At 43.7% G+C, this 20,571-nt stretch carries 18 protein-coding genes; 10 read left to right on the top strand and 8 right to left on the bottom strand.

The window, feature by feature from the left end:
* The first annotated feature begins 99 nt into the window (after positions 1-99).
* On the top strand, positions 100-1,719 hold the full coding sequence (locus LVY74_RS14230; protein ID WP_237815598.1) for a purine-cytosine permease family protein: 1,620 nt from the start codon (positions 100-102) through the stop codon (positions 1,717-1,719).
* A 99-nt stretch (positions 1,720-1,818) separates the two neighbouring features.
* Here LVY74_RS14230 and LVY74_RS14225 read toward each other — a convergent pair whose 3' ends face one another.
* Positions 1,819-5,118 (bottom strand): DEAD/DEAH box helicase, encoded by a 3,300-nt coding sequence (locus tag LVY74_RS14225; protein WP_237815597.1) that lies wholly within the window; start codon positions 5,116-5,118, stop codon positions 1,819-1,821.
* A 335-nt stretch (positions 5,119-5,453) separates the two neighbouring features.
* Here LVY74_RS14225 and LVY74_RS14220 point away from each other — a divergent pair.
* Positions 5,454-6,205, top strand: a protein-coding gene (locus tag LVY74_RS14220; RefSeq protein ID WP_442862802.1) for an IS5 family transposase whose coding sequence is annotated in 2 segments (ribosomal slippage) — positions 5,454-5,685 and positions 5,685-6,205 — 753 coding nt in all. Because the reading frame shifts where the segments join, the coding sequence is not laid out codon by codon here.
* A 29-nt stretch (positions 6,206-6,234) separates the two neighbouring features.
* On the opposite strand, the gene LVY74_RS14215 is transcribed toward LVY74_RS14220, so the two are convergent.
* The 4 genes from LVY74_RS14215 to LVY74_RS14200 form a co-directional block, all read right to left on the bottom strand.
* Positions 6,235-6,795 (bottom strand): hypothetical protein, encoded by a 561-nt coding sequence (locus LVY74_RS14215; RefSeq protein WP_237815595.1) that lies wholly within the window; start codon positions 6,793-6,795, stop codon positions 6,235-6,237.
* Between the two features lie 273 nt (positions 6,796-7,068).
* Positions 7,069-7,704 (bottom strand): single-stranded DNA-binding protein, encoded by a 636-nt coding sequence (gene ssb, locus LVY74_RS14210; protein WP_151778161.1) that lies wholly within the window; start codon positions 7,702-7,704, stop codon positions 7,069-7,071.
* Positions 7,705-7,755: 51 nt separating this feature from the next.
* Entirely contained in the window at positions 7,756-9,120 is a 1,365-nt protein-coding gene (locus tag LVY74_RS14205) for an MFS transporter (protein WP_151709634.1), read from the bottom strand.
* Between the two features lie 99 nt (positions 9,121-9,219).
* Entirely contained in the window at positions 9,220-10,287 is a 1,068-nt protein-coding gene (locus LVY74_RS14200; protein WP_237815594.1) for a DUF475 domain-containing protein, read from the bottom strand.
* Between the two features lie 153 nt (positions 10,288-10,440).
* Here LVY74_RS14200 and tenA point away from each other — a divergent pair, with 153 nt between their 5' ends.
* From tenA to arsB, 4 genes are all read left to right on the top strand, one after another.
* Positions 10,441-11,115, top strand: coding sequence for a thiaminase II (tenA, locus tag LVY74_RS14195; protein ID WP_237815593.1), 675 nt, complete (start codon positions 10,441-10,443; stop codon positions 11,113-11,115).
* Positions 11,116-11,232: 117 nt separating this feature from the next.
* Entirely contained in the window at positions 11,233-11,664 is a 432-nt protein-coding gene (gene arsC, locus LVY74_RS14190; RefSeq protein WP_151778157.1) for an arsenate reductase (glutaredoxin), read from the top strand.
* Between the two features lie 4 nt (positions 11,665-11,668).
* Entirely contained in the window at positions 11,669-11,986 is a 318-nt protein-coding gene (locus LVY74_RS14185; RefSeq protein WP_237815592.1) for a metalloregulator ArsR/SmtB family transcription factor, read from the top strand.
* A 19-nt stretch (positions 11,987-12,005) separates the two neighbouring features.
* On the top strand, positions 12,006-13,043 hold the full coding sequence (gene arsB, locus LVY74_RS14180; protein ID WP_237815591.1) for an ACR3 family arsenite efflux transporter: 1,038 nt from the start codon (positions 12,006-12,008) through the stop codon (positions 13,041-13,043).
* A 73-nt stretch (positions 13,044-13,116) separates the two neighbouring features.
* Here the strand turns inward: arsB and LVY74_RS14175 are convergent, their stop codons facing one another.
* On the bottom strand, positions 13,117-13,911 hold the full coding sequence (locus LVY74_RS14175; RefSeq protein ID WP_237815590.1) for an AraC family transcriptional regulator: 795 nt from the start codon (positions 13,909-13,911) through the stop codon (positions 13,117-13,119).
* 109 nt (positions 13,912-14,020) lie between these two features.
* On the opposite strand from LVY74_RS14175, the gene LVY74_RS14170 reads away from it, so the two are divergent.
* Positions 14,021-14,929 (top strand): DMT family transporter, encoded by a 909-nt coding sequence (locus tag LVY74_RS14170; protein ID WP_237815589.1) that lies wholly within the window; start codon positions 14,021-14,023, stop codon positions 14,927-14,929.
* The gene (locus LVY74_RS14165) at positions 14,926-15,786 is read left to right on the top strand and encodes an EamA family transporter (protein ID WP_237815588.1); all 861 of its coding nucleotides are present in this window, start codon (positions 14,926-14,928) and stop codon (positions 15,784-15,786) included. Before LVY74_RS14170 ends, LVY74_RS14165 begins: the two co-directional genes overlap by 4 nt.
* On the opposite strand, the gene LVY74_RS14160 is transcribed toward LVY74_RS14165, so the two are convergent.
* Positions 15,783-16,121 (bottom strand): GlpM family protein, encoded by a 339-nt coding sequence (locus LVY74_RS14160; protein WP_237815587.1) that lies wholly within the window; start codon positions 16,119-16,121, stop codon positions 15,783-15,785. The genes LVY74_RS14165 and LVY74_RS14160 overlap by 4 nt on opposite strands.
* Before the next feature lie 150 nt (positions 16,122-16,271).
* Between LVY74_RS14160 and LVY74_RS14155 the strand changes: the two genes are divergently transcribed.
* On the top strand, positions 16,272-16,646 hold the full coding sequence (locus LVY74_RS14155; RefSeq protein ID WP_237815586.1) for a hypothetical protein: 375 nt from the start codon (positions 16,272-16,274) through the stop codon (positions 16,644-16,646).
* Positions 16,647-16,715: 69 nt separating this feature from the next.
* On the opposite strand, the gene LVY74_RS14150 is transcribed toward LVY74_RS14155, so the two are convergent.
* Positions 16,716-17,075: a DUF1304 domain-containing protein gene (locus tag LVY74_RS14150; protein WP_237815585.1), complete on the bottom strand. Its 360-nt coding sequence runs from the start codon at positions 17,073-17,075 to the stop codon at positions 16,716-16,718.
* Positions 17,076-17,197: 122 nt separating this feature from the next.
* Between LVY74_RS14150 and uvrA the strand changes: the two genes are divergently transcribed.
* Positions 17,198-20,035 (top strand): excinuclease ABC subunit UvrA, encoded by a 2,838-nt coding sequence (gene uvrA / locus LVY74_RS14145; protein ID WP_237815584.1) that lies wholly within the window; start codon positions 17,198-17,200, stop codon positions 20,033-20,035.
* Positions 20,036-20,571: the final 536 nt, after the last annotated feature.

Here is a 20,571-nt window from a genome sequence, read left to right as displayed (position 1 = left end):
GTACAGATACGCAATATAACGTATTTTCGATTTTGCCCCGACACGCCACACTGAATGCAACTCAAAAATTCAGCATCGATATCGGGGAGGATGGCGATTATGAGCGTATCTCAACATTCAGATGTAAACAGCCTGCAAGGCAGCAGTGACAATCAAAAAGCAGTCAACGAAACCCTAGAAGACTATACCCTGCGTTACGCACCACACAGTTTTAGACGCTGGAGTCCGAAAGTGGTGGCAATTACCGCACTCGGTGGCATTGCCTATCTCGCGGATTTCTCGATTGGTGCGAGTATTGGCATGTCTTACGGTACCACCAATGCCGTATTCTCGATTTTATTTGCCGCGATCATCATTTTCCTGACTGGGATTCCACTCGCCTACTACGCTGCACGTTATAACATCGACCTCGATCTGATTACCCGTGGTGCAGGTTTTGGCTACTTCGGTTCGGTGCTGACCAGTATTATTTTTGCCAGTTTTACCTTCATTTTCTTTGCGCTCGAAGGTTCAATCATGGCGCAAGGTTTGCTACTCGGTCTCGGCATTCCGCTGTGGGCAGGCTATTTGCTTTCAACCTTTATGGTGATTCCACTGGTGATTTACGGCATGAAAGCCTTGAGTAAATTACAGGTCTGGACGACTCCTGTCTGGTTGATTTTGATGATTGGCCCTGTCGCCTATCTCATCAATAAAGAGCCGAATCTGGTCGGTCAGTTTGCTCAATTTACAGGTCATGACGGCTTTGCCCCTATGGATATGGCTGCAATTATGCTCGGTGCAGGCGTGTGTTTATCACTGATCATGCAAATTGGTGAACAAATTGACTACCTGCGCTTTATGCCAGCTAAAACCAAAGACAACAGCAAACAATGGTGGGCAGCCGTCATTTCCGCAGGGCCAGGTTGGGTGATTTTGGGTGCGCTCAAACAAATCATCGGTGCATTCTTAGGCTTCTACTTGCTGACCAAATTACCGGGCGTGAATGCCACTGAACCTGTACAACAGTTCAATGCCGCTTTCCATGACATGCTTCCAGGTTGGTTAGCCTTGGCCTTGGCGGTAATTTTAGTGGTCATTTCACAAATCAAAATTAACGTGACCAATGCTTACTCAGGCTCTTTGGCGTGGACCAGTGCTTACACCCGTATCAGCAAACATTATCCTGGTCGTATTATCTTTGTCTTGGTGAACTTAGCAATTGCCCTCGCACTGATGGAAGGCAACATGTTCGCGGTGTTGGGCAAAATCTTGGGCTTCTACTCCAACTTTGCCATCGCTTGGGTGGTGGTAGTTGCGACTGACATTGCCATCAACAAATATGTTTTGAAACTTTCACCAAAAGAACCTGAATACCGCCGCGACATGCTTTACAACATCAACCCTGTGGGAATGGTGGCTTTCCTTGCCGCAGCAGGTCTTTCGATTGCAGCATTCTTTGGGTTATTCGGGAGCTTCCTTGCAGCTTACTCACCATTGATTGCGCTTGTGGTTGCCTTTGTGCTGACTCCAGTGATGGGCTTGGTAACAGGTGGAAAATACTATATCAAACAAGAGCATGATGGTATTAAAGAATCGCGTTATGACGCTGAGGGAACACCTGTGGCAACTGTGTATAGCTGCGTGGTGTGCGATGAAGCTTATGAACGCCCAGATGTGATGTTCTCACACAAACATAGCGGCACGATCTGCTCACTCTGTAAAACTTTGGACAAATAATTAAAACTACAAAAACTCGAACAACACCCCTTTTTTACCCCCAGCGATGTCCCCCAACATCGCTGTTTTTTTATTTATTGGGATGATGAAATACGTCGACTAAGTGGCATCAAACAATTGCAGTAATTCATCTTCACTAAAGGACGTATTGATCTGACTGTTTTTCGATAAAATCGACTGCGCCAGTTGTGCCTTGTTTTTCTGCATCAACAGGATTTTTTCTTCAATACTCTGATTCATCAGCAGTTTATAAACGAATACAGGTTTGTCCTGCCCAATGCGCCATGCCCGATCCGAGGCCTGATCCTCTGCGGCAGGGTTCCACCACGGATCATAGTGAATCACGGTATCAGCAGCGGTCAGGTTCAGCCCCACCCCGCCTGCTTTCAGGCTGATCAGAAAAATCGGCACTTCACCCGACTGGAAACGCTGAATCACATCATCACGTTTTTGGGTCTGACCTGTCAGTTTGACGTACTCAATGCCCTGTTTTTGCAAGGCATCCCCAATCAGACTGAGCATGCTAGTAAATTGGGAAAAAATCAAAATCTTACGCCCTTCCTGCAACATGTCAGGCAAGGTGTCCATTAAATAATCGAGTTTGGCAGAATGAATTTTGTGACTGTTCATCCCTTCCAAATTCAATAAACGAGGATGGCAACACACCTGACGCAGTTTCAGCAAGGCATCCAAAATCTGAATATGACTGCGTTTTAGCCCACGCTCCGCCAGAATGCGACGGACATTGCTTTGCATCGCAGTACGCAGTGCTTCATAGAGCTTGAGCTGTGCATCATTCATGTCAATATTGACTTCAATGGTGGTTTTCTTCGGTAGCTCTTTCGCCACTTCATTTTTCAGACGGCGTAAAATAAACGGACGGGTACGTAGCACCAGTTTTTCTTGCAAATCAATACGCTGCTGTCGCTCAATCGGGTAACGGTATTTACGGTTAAAGTGGTCCTGAGTCCCCAAGAAACCGGGCATTAGAAAATGGAACAACGACCACAACTCACCCAAATGGTTTTCTAGCGGCGTCCCTGTCAGGCACAAGCGATGCTGTGCTTGTAACTGCCGCGCAGCTTGTGAGACTTTGGCATTCGGGTTTTTAATGTAATGCGCTTCATCGAGCACCACCATGTGAAACTTTTGATCTTTCAACAGATGAATGTCACGCGCCAACAGCGGATAGGTGCTAATCACCACATCATATTCAGCCAAACGCTGAAAATGCACATGACGGTTATGTCCGTGCAACACCAGCACTTTAAGTTGTGGTGCAAATTTTTGTGCTTCTTTAAACCAGTTTGAGGTCAATGAAGTCGGGCAAATGATCAGCACAGGGGTTTTATTGAGCTGCCCTGCCTGCTGCTGCAACAAGATATGTGCGAGGGTTTGCGCGGTTTTCCCCAAGCCCATGTCATCAGCCAAGATACCGCCATGACGGGTTTCAGTCAAAAACTGCAACCAGCCCAAACCTTGCTGTTGATAACTTCTGAGTTCTCCACAGAAACCTTCAGGCGTTGCCAAAGCCTGCTGCTCACCTTGCTGCAAACGCTGAATAAACTGTTTTAAACGATCAGCATGGTACAGATTCAAATTTAAATCGGTGGCTTGGGACAGCAGCGCGACATCATAGACATCCAGTTGAATGTCATCATCCTGATTAAACAACTGATTCAGATGAACCAAAATCGGCTTAATGTCTTTAAAGTAAATCAGCAGACTCGGCGCATTGCTGATTGGAACCACAAAATAATGTTCTTCATCAAACTCATGCAACCGCTGCATGTCGAGCAATTTCGGATGCAACTGAATCAGACGTGCCAGTAGTTCCGCCAGATTATGCTTATTGCCCCGTTGATCCTGAATGGTCATGCCGATGTTAAACCATTCATAACGCTCATCGGCTTGGCTCAGAGCAACATCGACATGTTGAGCAAGCTGTAAATTAAACAGGCTTTGTGCGCCATGCTCGACTGTCCAGCCCAATTTCTCAATCAGATTGATCGGAAGCAATGCTGCAATCAATTCATGCGCATCAATACAGACCAAATTTTGAGTATCAATATGCGGAAACTGAATATGCGGAAGTTGTTCAAACCAAGCTGTATCGGGTAAACATTGCCAAAATTTTTCGAGTAATGCCTGTTCTTGTTCAAGATCACGCATTTGCCGCACAGGCTTTTGCTGTTGCTGTCCAACAAAACTGTCTTCAGGCGTATTGGCTGCGACACGCCCCGCAGGATAGTCAAAAAATACACTGGCACAAGCCAATTCATTTTTTGAAAACATCCGATCTATCTGTATGTGATCACCAAAACGTAGAACTGCTTTGGGCTGCCCTGATATTTTTTTTAGTTTTTGGTCTGAGGATGCCAGCGTTACATTTTGATCGATCCGATAGCGCTGTAAAGTCTGCTCCATTTCTTCAAGTAAATGACTTGGAATCGATGGCATTTTCAGGAGATCATTGATAATTTCATAACGATATTCTGCATCGACCAGACCAATGGTTTTCTGCTTGGTATCGACATAAGTCACAGGCTGTGTATTTAAAATACGGATGTGCTGGGCATGTTTTAACTCATGCTTACTGCCTAGCGCATAAATATCGGCAATCAACAGTTCAGACTGACCATCTGCCTGCGTTTCCCACGTAAAGTCCAGTCGATACACCGCATCTGACCACTGCAATGTAGGGTTTTTATAATCATTGGCATACAACCAGCCAAACTGTGCAGCTTGCTGTAACAAGTTGGCGGGCAAGCCTTTGAGGCTTAAGCTATGTGGCGGAAGCAGGTTATCTTTTTCGGTATTTAATGCACTATAAATCTGCTGGAACAGTACACGTTCTTGCACCGTGGCATCGACATGTGAATTTAGAATATTGGCATAGTTGGTATATTGTTTAGCTTCACGCAATTCGCCCTGTTTGTTGCGGCGAACCTTATACAGTTGCAGGGTATTTAGCCCTGTTTGCTGACGCTCTACGATATAAATGAAATGATTTTCATCTAAAAATGCAGGCGTTTCCGTGCTGACCTGAAAGTGACTGAGTGTCGACTCAAAACGCTGCGACCACGCGGAACGGTTTTCCAGAGCAGGTGAATGAGCAATCAACTGATGCTGCACGGCATACTGCACGATAGCGGCAGCATGTTTACAGTGATCACCTACAGGGCAACTACAACGGGTCTGTAGAACCTGTTGTTGATTGGCATCAACGGTTACACGGGTGCGATAAGGCTGCCGCCCCTGAACGTAGGCATCGATTAACCATGTGTTGCTTGGCTGAGCGCGTACTGAAATTTGTTCGGCATCAATCTCACTGATATATCCACGACTTCGCTCAACGGTCGCACGATCAAAAGTTGAAAGTAATTGAACAATCTTCATATTTCCCAAACGTCATGACACTAAACTAAAACGCAAGCAGCTATAGTAACGATATTGGCTTTAAAAGTGCATGCTTTTTTAGGAACAATAAAAAAAATCTCTTTGCTCATTGAAATTCATAAACAGAAAAGATGTGTCTCTTTCAGCCCAGTCAATCGCTAAAATTTACTCTAATTATTTATGATTTAGATTTTTTGTCTTTTGCATAGACAGCAATACCCATTTTAAAGTTCACAAAAGCTGCACCTCATTTTTCTAGGGCGTGTCCTCATTTGAAAAATTAGTTTAAAAGGTTTAAAAAGTGATTTAATCCCTTTTTATTTGTATATTTATCAATGGCACGTACTCTACTCACCGATGATATTTGGCAACAAATCCAATCTACGATGCAATTTCATGGTTGTTATTGTTCAAAGAACAGTAGAAATATCATGGAAGCCATCTTATGGAAATTACGTACTGGTGCGACATGGCGTGATATTCCTGAAGAATTTTGTCCTTGGAAAACAGCATATAACCGCTTTAATCGTTGGGCAAGCAAGGGCTTGTGGGATAAATTTTTTTTAAACTACGAGGCGTACTGGATCAAGAATGGGTATTCATTGACGGAAGCTACATACGCGTGCATCAGCATGCAAGTGGAGCTCGGCATGGTTTCGAGCGAGCAATTGGACAGTCTAGAGGTGGAAGAACCACAAAAATCCATATTGCAACCGACGCGAATGGATTACCGATTGATTTTAAAATCACTGGAGGTGAAGTCCATGACAGCCAAGTTGCGGAGCAGTTGATTGGTAAGATTGGTCAGGCAGATTATCTGATTGCGGATAAAGGCTATGATTCAGAAAAAATTAGGATGTTGGCAAGAAAGCAAAATATTGTGCCGATCATCCCAATGAAATCAAATAGTAAGAGAGAAAATAAAGAATTTGATCAGTACTTATATCGTTTAAGGCATTTAGTTGAAAATGCCTTTGCGAGATTAAAACATTTCCGAGCGATAGCAACCCGATTTGACAAGCTTGCACGAAATTACCAGTCTATGGTTTACATTGCTTGTATGTTGATTTGGTGCAAAGCCAAATGAGGACACGCCCTAATCAAATGATTTATTTTTTAAATAAGCTTATTTTCATTTTTGACGTTGTCTCTCTCTTTCTTTTTTCGTTCTAGTTTATTTTGTACCCAGAATATAGGGAACATAAAAAGAAGTGCGAATACTGTCAAGCCATCTATCCCTTCACGCTGGATGCTTAATTGTCTTTCACCCTCTTTTAGACTAATCCATGTTTTGCCATCAACTTTTAGTGCAACCAATCTTTGACTATAGCCAATAGCTTGATCTTGTTTGAACCACAATACCTCAGCAGGCTTACCTGTATTAGCTTTAAGCTCATCAAATTTTTGATGAATCAAACAATTATTACGCCTCTCCATTGGGCTACGGCAGGTAAAATAATTTGTTTGACCATGGCTTGTAATTCCGACTAAATAGCCTGTTCGAGTGCTAAGCGACTTATAATTTAAAGTCCCGACTTCTTTATAAAGCTGATTTTTTGGAGGTAAATTTGAATGATATTTAATGACATACCACGGTAAGACAAAACTATAGAAAATAAAAATTACTGCAAAAATTTTAAACCAGTATTTTTTAAAAATTTTCCATAACCATGTCATTCTGGTTCTAAAGTTCACAAAAGCCATCCCCATTTTTAAGTCATCAATTTTTTAAATAAATCTTGTCTTGGTTTGTTTTAAATTTTTCAAATATTCAAAAATATATTGATCAAAGTTTATTTATAACAAAATTCATATCTAAATAAGCGTGAATGATTGTCGCATGTAGCAGACCATAATCCCATCAATTATATCGCGCTACCATCTTGATTTACATAAAAAAAGAACCTGAATTATCAGGTTCTTTTTTAACAACTATATCTCTAGTAGGTGTCAGAACGGCAAATCGTCATCTAGATCTGCTGGTGCAGGGGCTGCCGCTGGTTTTGGTTTCGCAGCTTGATTATTGAAACCACCTTGTGCATTGTTGTTGCCATAACCGCCTTGGTTCGCATTATTGTTGCCTGCGCCATAGTTGTTAAAACCACCGCCTTGTCCGCCCGCTTGCTGGTTATTAAAGCCCGTGTTTTGACCATAACCACCGCCGTAGTTGTTACCACCTTGCTGATTATTATTGTTAAAACGAGGTTGACCATAACCAGCGTTATCACCCGCGCCCTGTTCAGACTGACCACGGGTTGAGTCTAACATTTGCATTTGATCGCCACGGATTTCAGTGCTGTAACGCTCCTGACCATTTTGATCTGTCCATTGACGGGTACGCAATGAACCTTCGATATACACTTTCGAGCCTTTACGCAAATATTGCTGTGCAATTTCACCTAAACGGTTATGCAAGACAATACGATGCCATTCTGTTTGTTCTTTTCGCTCGCCTGTACTTTTATCTACCCAAGAATCACTCGTTGCGATAGAAAACTGGGTTAAAGACCCACCATTTGGAAAGGTCTTAGTTTCAGGATCTCGACCTAATGTACCGACTAAAATAACTTTATTAACACCACGCATTCGCTACTATCTTCCTATATGTTTCTATGTTTTACTTTATAAGAGTTATCTTCAAATGACTAGCTCTTTGCCTAACAAGTGCGTTAAATGTTGTCGTGCAGATTCATCGAGCTGCTTTTTATCTAGTTTCACGTAAGCGACTTGCTGATCCAGCATGACCACCACTTCTTCAATACCATGAATTCCCAAAAGCTGGGAAGTCCATTCATCCGTTTGTTTACCCTCAGGCAAACGCAAAATCACAGAAGTTAAATAACGTGGTTGCTGCAAACCAAAGCTGACCAAGGTCCAGATCACCGCAATTCCAGCCAGAATGCCCCAACCTGTTGACGCATTATGTAACATTAATAATTGACCGCCGAGCGTCCCCCCAAGGAATGCACCAAAGAATTGAGCACTGGCATTCACGCCCATGGCTGTCGCTTTGGATTGGATCGGTGCAGCTTTCGACAACCAAGATGGCAATAATGCTTCCATCACGTTAAAAGCGACAAAGAAGATGCCTAAGCCAAGCAGCAAGGTATATTTCGAGTGATAACCAAAAGTCAGCACCAACAAGCCCACAACCACGCCAACAATCGCACCCAAGAAAATGCCACGCATCTTACGGTGTTTTTCAGCAATAATGATGCTCGGAAACGAACAGAATACCCCGATCAGCAACAAGGGTAAGTACACCAAACCATGTTTTGATAAAGGAATGCCTGCATATTCGATCAATTGCGATGGCACATAAATAAACATCGCTGTGAGCAGTAAATGCAGTGAAAAAATAGAAAAATGCAGACGATTCAGATCTGCCATTTTCAGCACATGTTTAAGCTGCTGCAAATAACCATGTTGAAAATTACGATGGTGACGTGTGGTTTTCGGCACCAAAAACAACATCATAATGGCACACAGCCCCATGATGGTGGTGACCCAGAACAATCCAGAAATCCCCACAATATGCGTCAACCAAGGCCCGATACTAAAAGCGACCACAAAGGACAATCCGATACTCATGCCCATGGCTGCCATGGCTTTGGTACGGTTTTCTTCACGGGTCACATCGGCAAGTAATGCCATGACCACCGCAGACACCGCACCTGCCCCTGCAATTGCTCGTCCTAAAATCACCCCATAAATGGTATGTGACATGGCTGCAATCGCACCGCCCAATGCGAACAACAATAAACCAATTACCACCAATGGCTTACGACTAAAACGGTCTGCCCATAAACTAAATGGAATTTGTAAAATGGCTTGAGAAAGCCCATAAACACCAACAGCAAAACCCAGCAATGCAGGAGTTGCATATTGATAGGTCTGCCCCGCCACAGCAAACACAGGAATAATCATGAACAATCCCAACATGCGTAAGGCAAAAATACTGCTTAAAGCAAAAGTGGAACGACGTTCTAAGGCATTCATCATATCAATCTGTAATCTCTTGGGGGACGTTTGAGCAAAGCATAAAAAATGGGGCACAAAATATTGTACCCCATCATTTTATACATTTTTCTGAAATTTGGCTTAATCAGTCGTAGGATGTTTACGATATTGAATTGAGGCAATCACTGCCCACACAATAAATGCAATCCCAATCAAACCTGTCACCACTTCAGGAATATGCATGCCTGTACCACTGGCAAACATAATCACCGCCAATGCACCGATTGCATAGTGCGCGCCATGTTCCAAGTAAATATAAGCATCTAACGTGCCTTTTTCGACCAAATAAATCGTCATGGAACGCACAAACATCGCACCAATCGCCAGTCCGAGCATAATGATCACCACATCAGAGGTAATCGCAAATGCACCGATCACCCCGTCGAAACTAAACGATGCATCTAGCACTTCAAGGTACAAAAAGCCGCCAAAACCTGCTTTGATCAGACCATTGGCAGCATTGCCTGCATTGCTTTCATCTTCATCGACTTCAGGTTCACCACCCAGTAAGTGACCCAAAACTTGTACGCCAATATAGACCACAATCCCCCAAATCCCCGCCAGTGTTACAGCTAAACGTTCGCTTTCAACCACATGGTGCGCCATGATCAACAGTGAGATCAGGGTTAAAAATACCGACATCGCAGGCACATTCGCCAAATTGGCAAGACGCTTTTCAAGCCACTTAAACCAGTGGGTGTCTTTTTCTTCATCGAGGAAGAAGTTTAAAAACACCAAGCCAAGGAATGAGCCACCAAACGCTGCAATTTCAGCATGGTGTTCAATTAAACGCATCGAATAGGTTTTTGGATCATTCAACGCCATGCTGACCACATCCATCATGTTCATGTTGGCTGTCACCGCCACAATCACAATTGGGAACACCAGACGCATACCAAATACCGCAATAATCATCCCCACGGTGAGGAAAATCATTTTCCAGAAATGATCCCAACTGCGAAGCACTGAAGCATTGACTACAGCGTTATCGAAAGACAAAGATACTTCCATAATCGCCAAAATTGCGGTGATAGAAAGTGCTTGTAACATCGTTGAAAAGCCTGCTGCAGGTCCATGAGTAAAGCCCCAATATGCTGCAATCGCTAAGCAAACGATGGTGAAAAAAAACGAGAAACGAAAATGTTTCATGAACTGACCTATAAAACTAAAATGACCCGTCGCAGTGACATGGATCAACACAAACTACTGCACATTATACCTACTTCTGTTTTTGATGGATTTAAAAATCAAGCGCTAGCAAAACCCGTTATAGTGCTACTTTTGTTTCATCATGGAGTTAACATGCGTTTTTCAGAACAACTCTGGCAAAATAACCTTGCCCTATATCAAAAAATTGTTCAGCACCCATTTAATCAAGAACTGGCACAAGGCACATTAAAATCAGAAGCCTTTCAACATTATATTATTCAAGATTCACACTATTTACTGGCCTATGGTCGGGTACTCGCAGTTGCTGCTGCCAAAGCCTTTGACGCAGATGACATCATGCAGTTTTCTGAAGGCGCTAAAATTGCGATTATTGTCGAGCGCAGTTTGCATGAAGGCTTTATGCAGCAGTTTGGAATTAGCCCTGAACAGTTTGCCCATACCCCTTTGAGTCTGGCTTGTCATCACTACACCTCATTTTTATTGGCAACCGCATGGTCGGAAAGTTACCCTGTAGTTCTTGCTGCGATTCTGCCGTGTTTCTGGATTTATGCTGAAGTGGGTCTGGCAATTGTTGAAAAGTCAGCTGCCAATAACCCGTATCAAGCTTGGATTGACACTTATGCAGGTGAAGAATTCCATACAGCAGTTCGTAATGTAATTGCCACCATCGACAAGGTGGCTGAACGCTGTGATGCCGATACTTTGGCAAAAATGCAACAGGCTTACCGACGTGGCGCTGAACTTGAATGGCTGTTTTGGGACAGTGCCTACCATCAACAACATTGGCTAGGTCTCGATCCTGCTTAAGCCGATTAAAGCACCTTTCATCAGGTGCTTTTTAATTGTGTCATATATCTGTAATTTCATATATACGGATATTCATATATAATATTTTCTATCGACGATGTATCTTGAGTATTAGACATGACAACCCACATTAAAATTTATCATAACCCTGCATGTGGAACCTCACGCAATACCCTCGCCCTGATTCAAAACACTGGTGTAGAGCCTGAAGTGATCGAATACCTGAAAAACCCACCTAGCCAAGCAGAACTGGTGAACATGATTGCCGATGCAGGCTTAACTGTACGTGAAGCGATTCGTAGCAATGTTGAACCGTATGCCAACTTACACCTTGAAGAACCTCATTGGTCAGATGATGCTTTGCTGCATTTTATGTTGCAGTATCCGATTTTGATTAATCGCCCTTTTGTGATTACTGAAAAAGGAACGCGTCTGTGCCGTCCGTCTGAAGTGGTTCTGGATATTTTACCGTTGCCGCAGCTCGGTGCTTTTTCTAAAGAAGATGGCGAACAGATTATTGATGAACACGGACAGCGTGTTTCAGGTTAAGTGTATGGATCAAGTTCAATTTTTTAAATGCCTTGCCGATGAAACTCGCCTCAATCTAGTGCTGTTGGTGGTTGAACATCAGGAATTATGCGTGTGCGATCTGACTGAAAAACTTCAGCTCAGTCAGCCCAAAATCTCACGCCATTTGGCACTGCTACGTAATTTAGGCGTGCTCCAAGACCACCGTAAAGGTCAATGGGTCTATTACCGCTTGCATGAACAACTTCCAGTCTGGTGTATTGAGATTTTACAGATCGTTCAGCAGCAAGCTCCCCTTTCATTCGCAACCACACTGTCAACGCCAGTGCATTGTTGTGACTAATTTTTAGATGAACCTTACTATGGCTCAATCTCGTTTATCGTTTCTTGATCGTAATTTAACGCTGTGGATTTTTCTGGCGATGGGACTTGGCATTGCGATTTCGCAATTTTTCCCGCAAGCCTCTACAGCAATTGATCATTTAAGTGTGGGTTCGATCAATCTGCCGATTGCAATTGGTCTGATTTTGATGATGTATCCACCACTTGCCAAAGTAGACTATGCCGCACTGCCTGAAATTTTTAAAGACAAAAAAACCCTGACCTTGTCTTTGGTGCAAAACTGGTTGATCGCACCTGTACTGATGTTTGCGCTCGCGGTGATTTTTCTGCATGACTCGCCTGCGTACATGACAGGACTAATCCTGATTGGGCTAGCACGCTGTATCGCAATGGTACTGGTCTGGAATGGTCTGGCTTGTGGTGACAACCAGTATGTTGCAGCACTGGTGGCATTTAACAGTCTGTTCCAAATTCTGTTTTTCAGTACCTACGCATGGTTTTTCCTGAGCTTCTTGCCGCCTTATTTTGGTTTAAAAGGTCAGGTGATCGATGTCAGCTTCCTCGACATCAGTAAAGCCGTGCTGATTTATTTGGGTATTCCATTTTTTGCAGGCTTTCTGACACGTAGCATCTTGGTCAAAGTCAAAGGCTTAAATTGGTATCAAAGCCATTTTTTACCCAAAATCAGCCCCATCAGCTTACTGGCACTGCTGTTTACCATCGTGGCGATGTTTAGCCTGAAAGGGGGTGAAGTGCTGAGCTTACCAAGTGATGTATTGCGGATTGCCATTCCACTGACCATCTACTTTATTGTGATGTTTTTCCTGAGTTTTGCCATGAGCAAATGGCTCAGCAATAACTATGCACGCAGTACTGCAATTTCCTTTACTGCTGCGGGAAATAACTTTGAACTGGCATTGGCCGTTGCAGTGGCAACCTTTGGACTGGCTTCACCTGTGGCATTTACCACCGTGATTGGCCCTTTGGTAGAAGTACCTGTGCTGATCTCACTGGTCAGTGTTAGTTTCTGGATTCGCAAGAAATTCTTTAATAGCTAATCTGATGTATTCTCTCAAGGCAGCTATACAATATAGCTGCCTTAATTTTATAAACTCTAGGCAATCTAGCTATTTACGCACCTAACAATTTGCGGAACTGATCAGGTGGATAATGCATGCGTTTTTTAAACATATTAATAAATGCCGTCGGTGTGCTATAACCAACTGATAATGCTATAGATTCAACTGTACAGCCCTGCTCTAACATTTTTATCGCATGCATGAGCTTCATGCGCTGTTTCCATTCATGCAGTGACATACCCAATTCTTTTTGACTATAACGGGTCAGGGTTTTTTCTGTCATATGCACCCGATCAGCCAATTCTGCCAATGAATCGGTACAGGCAGGATGTGCCTGCAAATAATCCAGTAATTCGGCCAAGGCGGGATGTGAAGTCGTCGGCAAATAACTGTCAATCACATCGGCATGTTTAAGCTGCTCAGACAGCACCAACAGCAAATGCTGGTTTTCTTCAGTCAAAGGCAAGGTTGGTGGAGACTGCTTTAAATGCTGTAACAACGCACGAATCAATGGTGTTGTCATCAAGATACAAGGGGTTTCTGGTAAATGTGTACAGTCCTGCTGCTCTATATAAAAAACACTGTGTGACATTTCTCCCCAGTTCAGCGAACCATGTTCCGTATAAGGTGGCAGCCAGATTGCATAAGAAGGTGGAACCACATAACAGGTTTCAGCAACTTTTAATTCCAGTGTGCCCTGAAATACATAAATAAACTCTCCCCAACGATGTCGATGTTCCTTATAACTTACGCCCAACTGGGTATCGATAAAACGAATCCAGCGATTGGCGGGTACTTCGTTGTAAGGCGTCATTTCTTGCAAGTTCGCGGCAAGTCTTTTTTTCATAATTTGACCGAATGTATAAAAAGAGCGATCGATTGTCCATTTTGGATTATATCTTTGATTCTGATCAAAGCTAGCATAAGACATCACTTCTACCGTGGTGGGTAAAACGATGGAACTTCGTAAGTCGCTGGATTTACAAGCAGGCGGCATCATGACAGCTTTAACCATGATCTGGGGCTTGCAACAGATTTTTCTGAAAATGGTCGCAGCCGATATTGCCCCCATTTTGCAACTTGCGATTCGTTCAGGTTGCTCAGCCCTGCTCATCATTCTGTTATTTCGCCATCAGGCTCTGTCAGGCTTTTTTCAGAAAGCTTTATTCAAAGCAGGCTGCAAAGTAGCGGTGCTATTCTCACTCGAATTTTTATTGGTCGCAGAATCTCTCCATTATACCTATGCCTCTCACAGCATTGTGCTGCTGTACACAGCACCGATTTTTGTGGCATTGGCACTGCATTTTCAGCTCCCCAGTGAACGTCTGAATCGGATGCAATGGCTCGGCATTGGCATCACCTTTTTGGGATTATTGGTGGCTTTTTTATGGAATGATCGGAGCAGTTCACAGGACATTGGGCGGGTTTTATGGGGTGATGCTCTGGCACTCGGCGCAGGAATCGCACTTGGAGCCACCACGGTCACTGTGCGGCTCAGCGTATTATCTGAAGCACCTGCAACACAAACGCTGAGTTATCAACTGATTGGTAGTTTTATCATTCTGTCCTTGTTTGCACTACTGACAGGTCAGACCCTGATTCATGTTACCCCGCTGGTACTCACCAGTCTGACCTTCCAGATTGTGGTGGTTTCCTTTGCCAGTTTTCTGGTCTGGTTCTGGCTGCTCAAGCAATATGTGGCTTCAGGTTTGGGTATTTTTTCATTTTTAACGCCCATTTTTGGCGTGCTGTTTAGTGTGATTTTGCTGCATGAGCACGTTGAACTGAACTTTATTGTCGGCGCGGTTTTTGTCTTTCTCGGCATTGTCGTGATGAACTTTTTTTCTCGGAGAAGCCGAACATGAATTCACAACTTTTTGCGACTGCCTGCATGTTGCTGTCTATGGTGTCTTATCAGGTCAGTGCCAGTTTCGCCAAACAAATGTTTAGTCATGTCAGCCCATTAACCGTGACCATGTTTCGGCTGTGTTTTGCTGCGATCATTGTGATTGTGATATTTCGTTCGTGGCGGATTCTTCCCAAATTTAAAACCCTAAACTGGTCAAATCTGCTGTGTTATAGCGCCTCATTGGGGCTAATGAACTTGTTATTTTACAATTCGCTGAGTCACTTACCTTTAGGCTTGGCAGTTGGTTTAGAGTTTATTGGGCCTTTAGGGCTGGCTTTATGTTCGATTCAAAGCCGCCGTGATCTGATTTGGGTGAGTTGTTCGATTTTAGGAATTGTGTTGATTATTCCTTGGGGGCAACACAATGGTAATTTCTCGTTTATCGGTATGTGCCTTGCAATTGGTGCAGGTCTGTTTTGGGCAGCCTATATCTATTTTGGGCATAAAGTGGTTCGGCAAAATATCGGCATGCACATGCTCAGTATTGCGATTAGCTTTTCCGCGCTGCTGCTATTGCCTTTAGAACTCTGGCAACATCCGTATGAACTGTTTGCAGTGCAATATTGGTGGCTTGGACTGATGATTGCGATTTTAGCCACAGCCCTGCCTTATGCACTGGACTTGGTTGCACTCAAGCATTTGGCACGACTGCATTATAGTATTTTAACCAGTCTATCACCCGTGATTGCCGCACTCACAGGCTGTATTTTACTGGCTGAACAACTTACGGTTTTTCAGTGGATTGCTTTATTGCTGATTGTCACAGCCTCCATTGGCATTGCTGTGAGCAGTCAGCGACCTGCTTCCGATTAAGCCCACAAATACCAGCCATACAACAAAATTCCTGCTGCGACTGCCCAAGCCAGTGTTGCCAGACTTAAACAGCTCAACACGGACATTTGGGTGACCAGCAGATACACCGCAATCAGGTAAATTGCATACGGAATCAGTGACCATAAGCCAAACAGTGCAGTACGGCGCAGCGCATCCGCCCCTTGCTGCTGAAACACAATCACATGGGCAATCAGAGCAAAAGTCGGGAACAGTGGCACAAGCCCTGCAATATAAAAAGACTTGCTTTTCGACAGCACTGAAATCAACAGCACCACCAACGCGCCCAACATACATTTAAATGCTAATGCCCACATAAATCCTTCACCACCTTGCTCATTCCGATCTGCATTTTACAAAGATTTGGACACTTGCCCATGTTTTATTGCAATCAAGGCTTGCTTTTAAAATGCCAATCCCGCATCATTAAATAATAATCATTATCAATTAAGCTTGAGATGACCGCCATGCCACAAGAGACACAAGGTACAGAAGCCCTGAGAGCCATGATCACCCTGCGACAATGCTGGTTTAATCATGAAGAAATCTATATTCATCAAGGCTGTTTGCACTGTGGTTCAGCCGCTACTTACTTGTTGTATTTTACCAATCGGAACATTCAAAAGCAGATACTTGATTTTATCGGGCGCTATAACTGTAACCATTCCAAGCACTTGGACTTGCTCGATTTCAGTCATTTCCAAGACGACTATGAACTGTTTTTATCGCAACTTGAGCAAAGTGTGATTCATTATGCTTTTGCACACCAACAACCGCGTCAGCTTGCTTTTGAACAGGTTGAATCCATTTTCGAGCGCGAATTTCATCGCGCTTGTGCCTAGTTTTAAATTAATTGGCTTTCCTCCATCGCACAGGTTGTCCTGTGCTTTTTTTATTTCTAAATGCCCGATTTAGATTAGATACAGCACACACAAAGTCAGCAATGCGGGAACAGCCTGAATATAAATAATTTTCTTGCTGGCAGTGAGTCCACCATAAATCCCTGCGACCAACACACAGCCTAAAAAGAAGGTGGCAATCGCGCGGGAAAAATCGGGGTTGCCGACCAGCAATGACCAAAACAATCCCGCAGCCAGAAAGCCGTTATATAAGCCCTGATTTTGTGCCAAAACTTTGGTCAGTTTGGCTTTTTCCAAGGTGTTGCCAAAGGCTTTTAAACCTTGGGGCTTGTCCCATAAAAACATCTCTAAAACCAGAATATAGACATGCAAGATGCCAATCAGCGCAATCAATAGTTTTGCAATCCACATTTTTATTTTCCTTCTTCACTTGTCCGACACAATCTGACGCTTAAAACTGTTTTGCTACAGCTTGAACAATTTTAAATCGTTATCATATAGCAGTTTCTACTTGCTTATTACCGAGAGATCTTATGAGTCACAGTCATATCCGTATTCGAGGCGCACGTACCCATAACCTGAAAAATGTGTCCCTCGATATTCCACGCGATAAATTTGTGGTGATTACGGGACTTTCGGGATCAGGGAAATCCTCACTGGCATTCGATACCCTCTATGCCGAAGGACAACGCCGTTATGTCGAATCACTGTCTGCCTATGCCCGTCAGTTCTTATCGCAAATGGAAAAACCCGAAGTCGACTCGATTGAAGGCTTAAGCCCCGCAATTGCCATTGAGCAGAAATCGACTAGCCATAACCCACGTTCAACTGTGGGAACCATTACCGAAATTTACGATTATTTGCGTTTGCTCTATGCACGTGTCGGAACACCGTATTGCCCTGAACACGACTTGCCGATGGTGGCACAAACCATCTCTGAAATGGTCGATGCCGTTAAAGCCTTGGAAGAAGGCACAGCGCTGATGCTGCTTGCTCCTGTGGTGCGTGAGCGTAAAGGTGAATACAGCACCCTGTTTGAACAACTGCAAAGCCAAGGTTTTGTGCGTGCCCGTGTCGATGGCGAAATCATTGATATCGACAGCCCGCCTGAATTGGATAAAAAGAAAAAACACAGCATTGAAGTGGTGATCGACCGCTTTAAAGTGCGTGATGATCTGGGCAACCGTCTGGCAGAATCCTTTGAAACTGCCCTGCGCCTAGGCGGAGACTTGGCGATTTTAACGTGGATAAAAGGTGAACAACCTGACCGCGTGTTTTCAGCGCGTCACTCCTGCCCTGAATGTGACCGTGCTGTGGCAGAACTTGAGCCACGCATGTTCTCATTCAACAACCCATTTGGCGCTTGCCCTGTCTGCGATGGTTTAGGCACACGTAGCCATTTCAGTGCGGAAAAACTGATTCCCAATCCGCATCTTTCTATCCATCAAGGCGCGATTCGTGGCTGGGATCGCCAGCGTCCTTACTACTACAGCATGTTAGAAAAAGTCGCCGCCCACTATGGCTTTGATTTAGATTGTCCATGGCAAGACCTCAGTAAAGATACTCAAAAGAAATTTCTGAATGGTACAGGCAAAGAAAAAATTGACCTGAGCTATATCGATGAACGTGGACGCAAACACAGTCGTGTCATGGCATTTGAAGGCGTATTACCCCATCTGGAACGCCGCTACCGCGAAACCGAAAGCAACTATATCCGTGATGATTTGGCACAGTACTTATCCAATGCCGCCTGTGATGCCTGCGGGGGTTCACGCCTGAATGAAATTTCACGGCATGTCAAAGTTAAAGACCACAGCATTGAACAAATCACTCGCATGTCGATTGGCGATGCCGCCAGCTATTATCAAGACTTAAACCTTGAAGGGGCAAAAGGCGAAATTGCCGATAAAATCTTTAAGGAAATCCGCGAACGCTTACAATTTTTGGTCAGTGTCGGACTCAATTATCTCAGCCTTTCACGTTCAGCTGAAACCCTGTCAGGCGGTGAGGCACAGCGCATTCGACTCGCCTCACAAATCGGTGCGGGCTTGATGGGTGTGATGTATGTCCTCGATGAACCGTCGATTGGTCTACATCAACGGGACAATGACCGCCTGCTGCAAACCCTGATTCGCCTGCGTGACTTGGGCAACACGGTACTGGTGGTTGAACATGATGAAGATGCGATTCGTGCCGCCGACCATATCATTGATATTGGCCCTGGCGCAGGCGTCCATGGCGGGGAAATTATTGCCGAAGGGACTGCCAAGCAACTGGCAAAAAACAAAAACTCGCTAACTGGACAATACTTGGCAGGCAAACTGAAAATTGCAGTGCCTGAACAACGCGTGACCCCACCGAACCCTGAAAATACTATTCAGCTTTGCGGTGCGGCTGGACATAACCTGAAAAATGTCACCTTAAACCTGCCTTTAGGTGTGATGACCTGTATTACAGGCGTTTCAGGTTCAGGCAAATCGACTTTAATTAACCGTACTTTACTACCGCTTGCAGCAACCGAACTCAACGGTGCAACCACGCTGACTGCGGAAAAATACCAGTCGATTGATGGTTTACAACACCTCGATAAAGTGGTTGATATTGATCAAAGCCCGATTGGACGTACCCCACGTTCCAACCCTGCTACTTATACAGGCGTGTTCACTCCGATTCGTGAACTATTTGCTCAGACCCCTGAAGCCAAAGCCCGTGGTTATAGTGCAGGGCGCTTCTCCTTCAATGTCAAAGGCGGACGCTGTGAAGCCTGCGAAGGCGACGGTATGATTAAAGTCGCGATGCACTTTTTACCTGATATGTATGTGCCTTGTGATGCCTGTCATGGCAAACGCTATAACCGTGAAACACTGGAAGTTGGCTATAAAGGCAAGAACATTTCCGATGTGCTCAACATGACAGTGGAAGATGCCGCCGAGTTCTTTAATGCGATTCCCGTCATTCACCGCCGTTTAGATACCTTAATGCAAGTGGGCTTGGGCTATATCCGTTTGGGTCAGGCAGCAACTACCCTGTCTGGTGGTGAAGCACAGCGGGTGAAACTGGCACGCGAACTGGCAAAACGCGACACGGGTAAAACCCTGTATATTTTGGATGAACCAACAACGGGTCTGCACTTTCACGACATTGCCAAGTTGCTCGACATCCTGCATGAGCTACGCAATAAAGGAAATAGCATTGTGGTGATTGAGCATAATCTGGACGTGATTAAAACTGCGGACTGGATTGTCGATTTAGGCCCTGAAGGTGGTTCAGGTGGTGGTGAAATTATTGCGGAAGGTACGCCTGAGCAGGTGGCAGAGGTTGCCCTTTCGCATACAGGACGATTCTTAAAGCCACTGTTACAGGTAGATTAACCTTACTTCAACCTTACAAAAATCCTATATTCCGCTAAAGGATGCACAGCAACCCTGTGCATCTTTTTTTATGGTTTAGTGCCCATTTTGTGACGAATACACACACTGTAAAATTTCTTTCAAAATTATTTGCTTTTCTTCCAATAGTTTTGTAACTTTCAATGTAATATTGTGTAATTAAAGTAACATAATGTAATAATAAAAAAATTAATTAAATTATTGATATATATCATTTAATTACAATATTTTTCAAATAAAAATACGAATAATTTTAAGAACAATAATCATTATATTTTAATAAAATTGTGTTTTTACAAATCATAAAATCATGTTTGATTATTTTATTCGATGATAAATTGTTCATTTAATGTACGATTTTACTTACACAATTTATTCATATTTCTAATAGCTGTTTGTTAATACGACAAATTTTAAAATAAAAAAATTCAAATTTATGTGTTGTTTTTTTAACCAGTGTTAAAATTTAAGAATCCTGTTTACAAATATAATCCGTTTACATTCATTGACTTAATATT

It is taken from the genome of Acinetobacter sp. ME22 (assembly GCF_022012315.1).
Classification (GTDB): Bacteria; Pseudomonadota; Gammaproteobacteria; order Pseudomonadales; family Moraxellaceae; genus Acinetobacter; species Acinetobacter brisouii_A.
This window is presented reverse-complemented; position numbering and strand designations above follow the sequence as displayed.

Coding starts and splice junctions, on each gene's coding strand:
- LVY74_RS14150 (WP_237815585.1), bottom strand. CDS start 17,075: ATGTGGATTGCAAAACTATTGATTGCGCTGATTGGCATCTTGCATGTC.
- uvrA (WP_237815584.1), top strand. CDS start 17,198: ATGAGTCACAGTCATATCCGTATTCGAGGCGCACGTACCCATAACCTG.
- LVY74_RS14155 (WP_237815586.1), top strand. CDS start 16,272: ATGCCACAAGAGACACAAGGTACAGAAGCCCTGAGAGCCATGATCACC.
- LVY74_RS14215 (WP_237815595.1), bottom strand. CDS start 6,795: ATGACATGGTTATGGAAAATTTTTAAAAAATACTGGTTTAAAATTTTT.
- LVY74_RS14200 (WP_237815594.1), bottom strand. CDS start 10,287: ATGAAACATTTTCGTTTCTCGTTTTTTTTCACCATCGTTTGCTTAGCG.
- LVY74_RS14185 (WP_237815592.1), top strand. CDS start 11,669: ATGGATCAAGTTCAATTTTTTAAATGCCTTGCCGATGAAACTCGCCTC.
- tenA (WP_237815593.1), top strand. CDS start 10,441: ATGCGTTTTTCAGAACAACTCTGGCAAAATAACCTTGCCCTATATCAA.
- arsB (WP_237815591.1), top strand. CDS start 12,006: ATGGCTCAATCTCGTTTATCGTTTCTTGATCGTAATTTAACGCTGTGG.
- LVY74_RS14225 (WP_237815597.1), bottom strand. CDS start 5,118: ATGAAGATTGTTCAATTACTTTCAACTTTTGATCGTGCGACCGTTGAG.
- LVY74_RS14175 (WP_237815590.1), bottom strand. CDS start 13,911: ATGAAAAAAAGACTTGCCGCGAACTTGCAAGAAATGACGCCTTACAAC.
- LVY74_RS14165 (WP_237815588.1), top strand. CDS start 14,926: ATGAATTCACAACTTTTTGCGACTGCCTGCATGTTGCTGTCTATGGTG.
- arsC (WP_151778157.1), top strand. CDS start 11,233: ATGACAACCCACATTAAAATTTATCATAACCCTGCATGTGGAACCTCA.
- LVY74_RS14160 (WP_237815587.1), bottom strand. CDS start 16,121: ATGTGGGCATTAGCATTTAAATGTATGTTGGGCGCGTTGGTGGTGCTG.
- LVY74_RS14230 (WP_237815598.1), top strand. CDS start 100: ATGAGCGTATCTCAACATTCAGATGTAAACAGCCTGCAAGGCAGCAGT.
- ssb (WP_151778161.1), bottom strand. CDS start 7,704: ATGCGTGGTGTTAATAAAGTTATTTTAGTCGGTACATTAGGTCGAGAT.
- LVY74_RS14205 (WP_151709634.1), bottom strand. CDS start 9,120: ATGATGAATGCCTTAGAACGTCGTTCCACTTTTGCTTTAAGCAGTATT.
- LVY74_RS14170 (WP_237815589.1), top strand. CDS start 14,021: ATGGAACTTCGTAAGTCGCTGGATTTACAAGCAGGCGGCATCATGACA.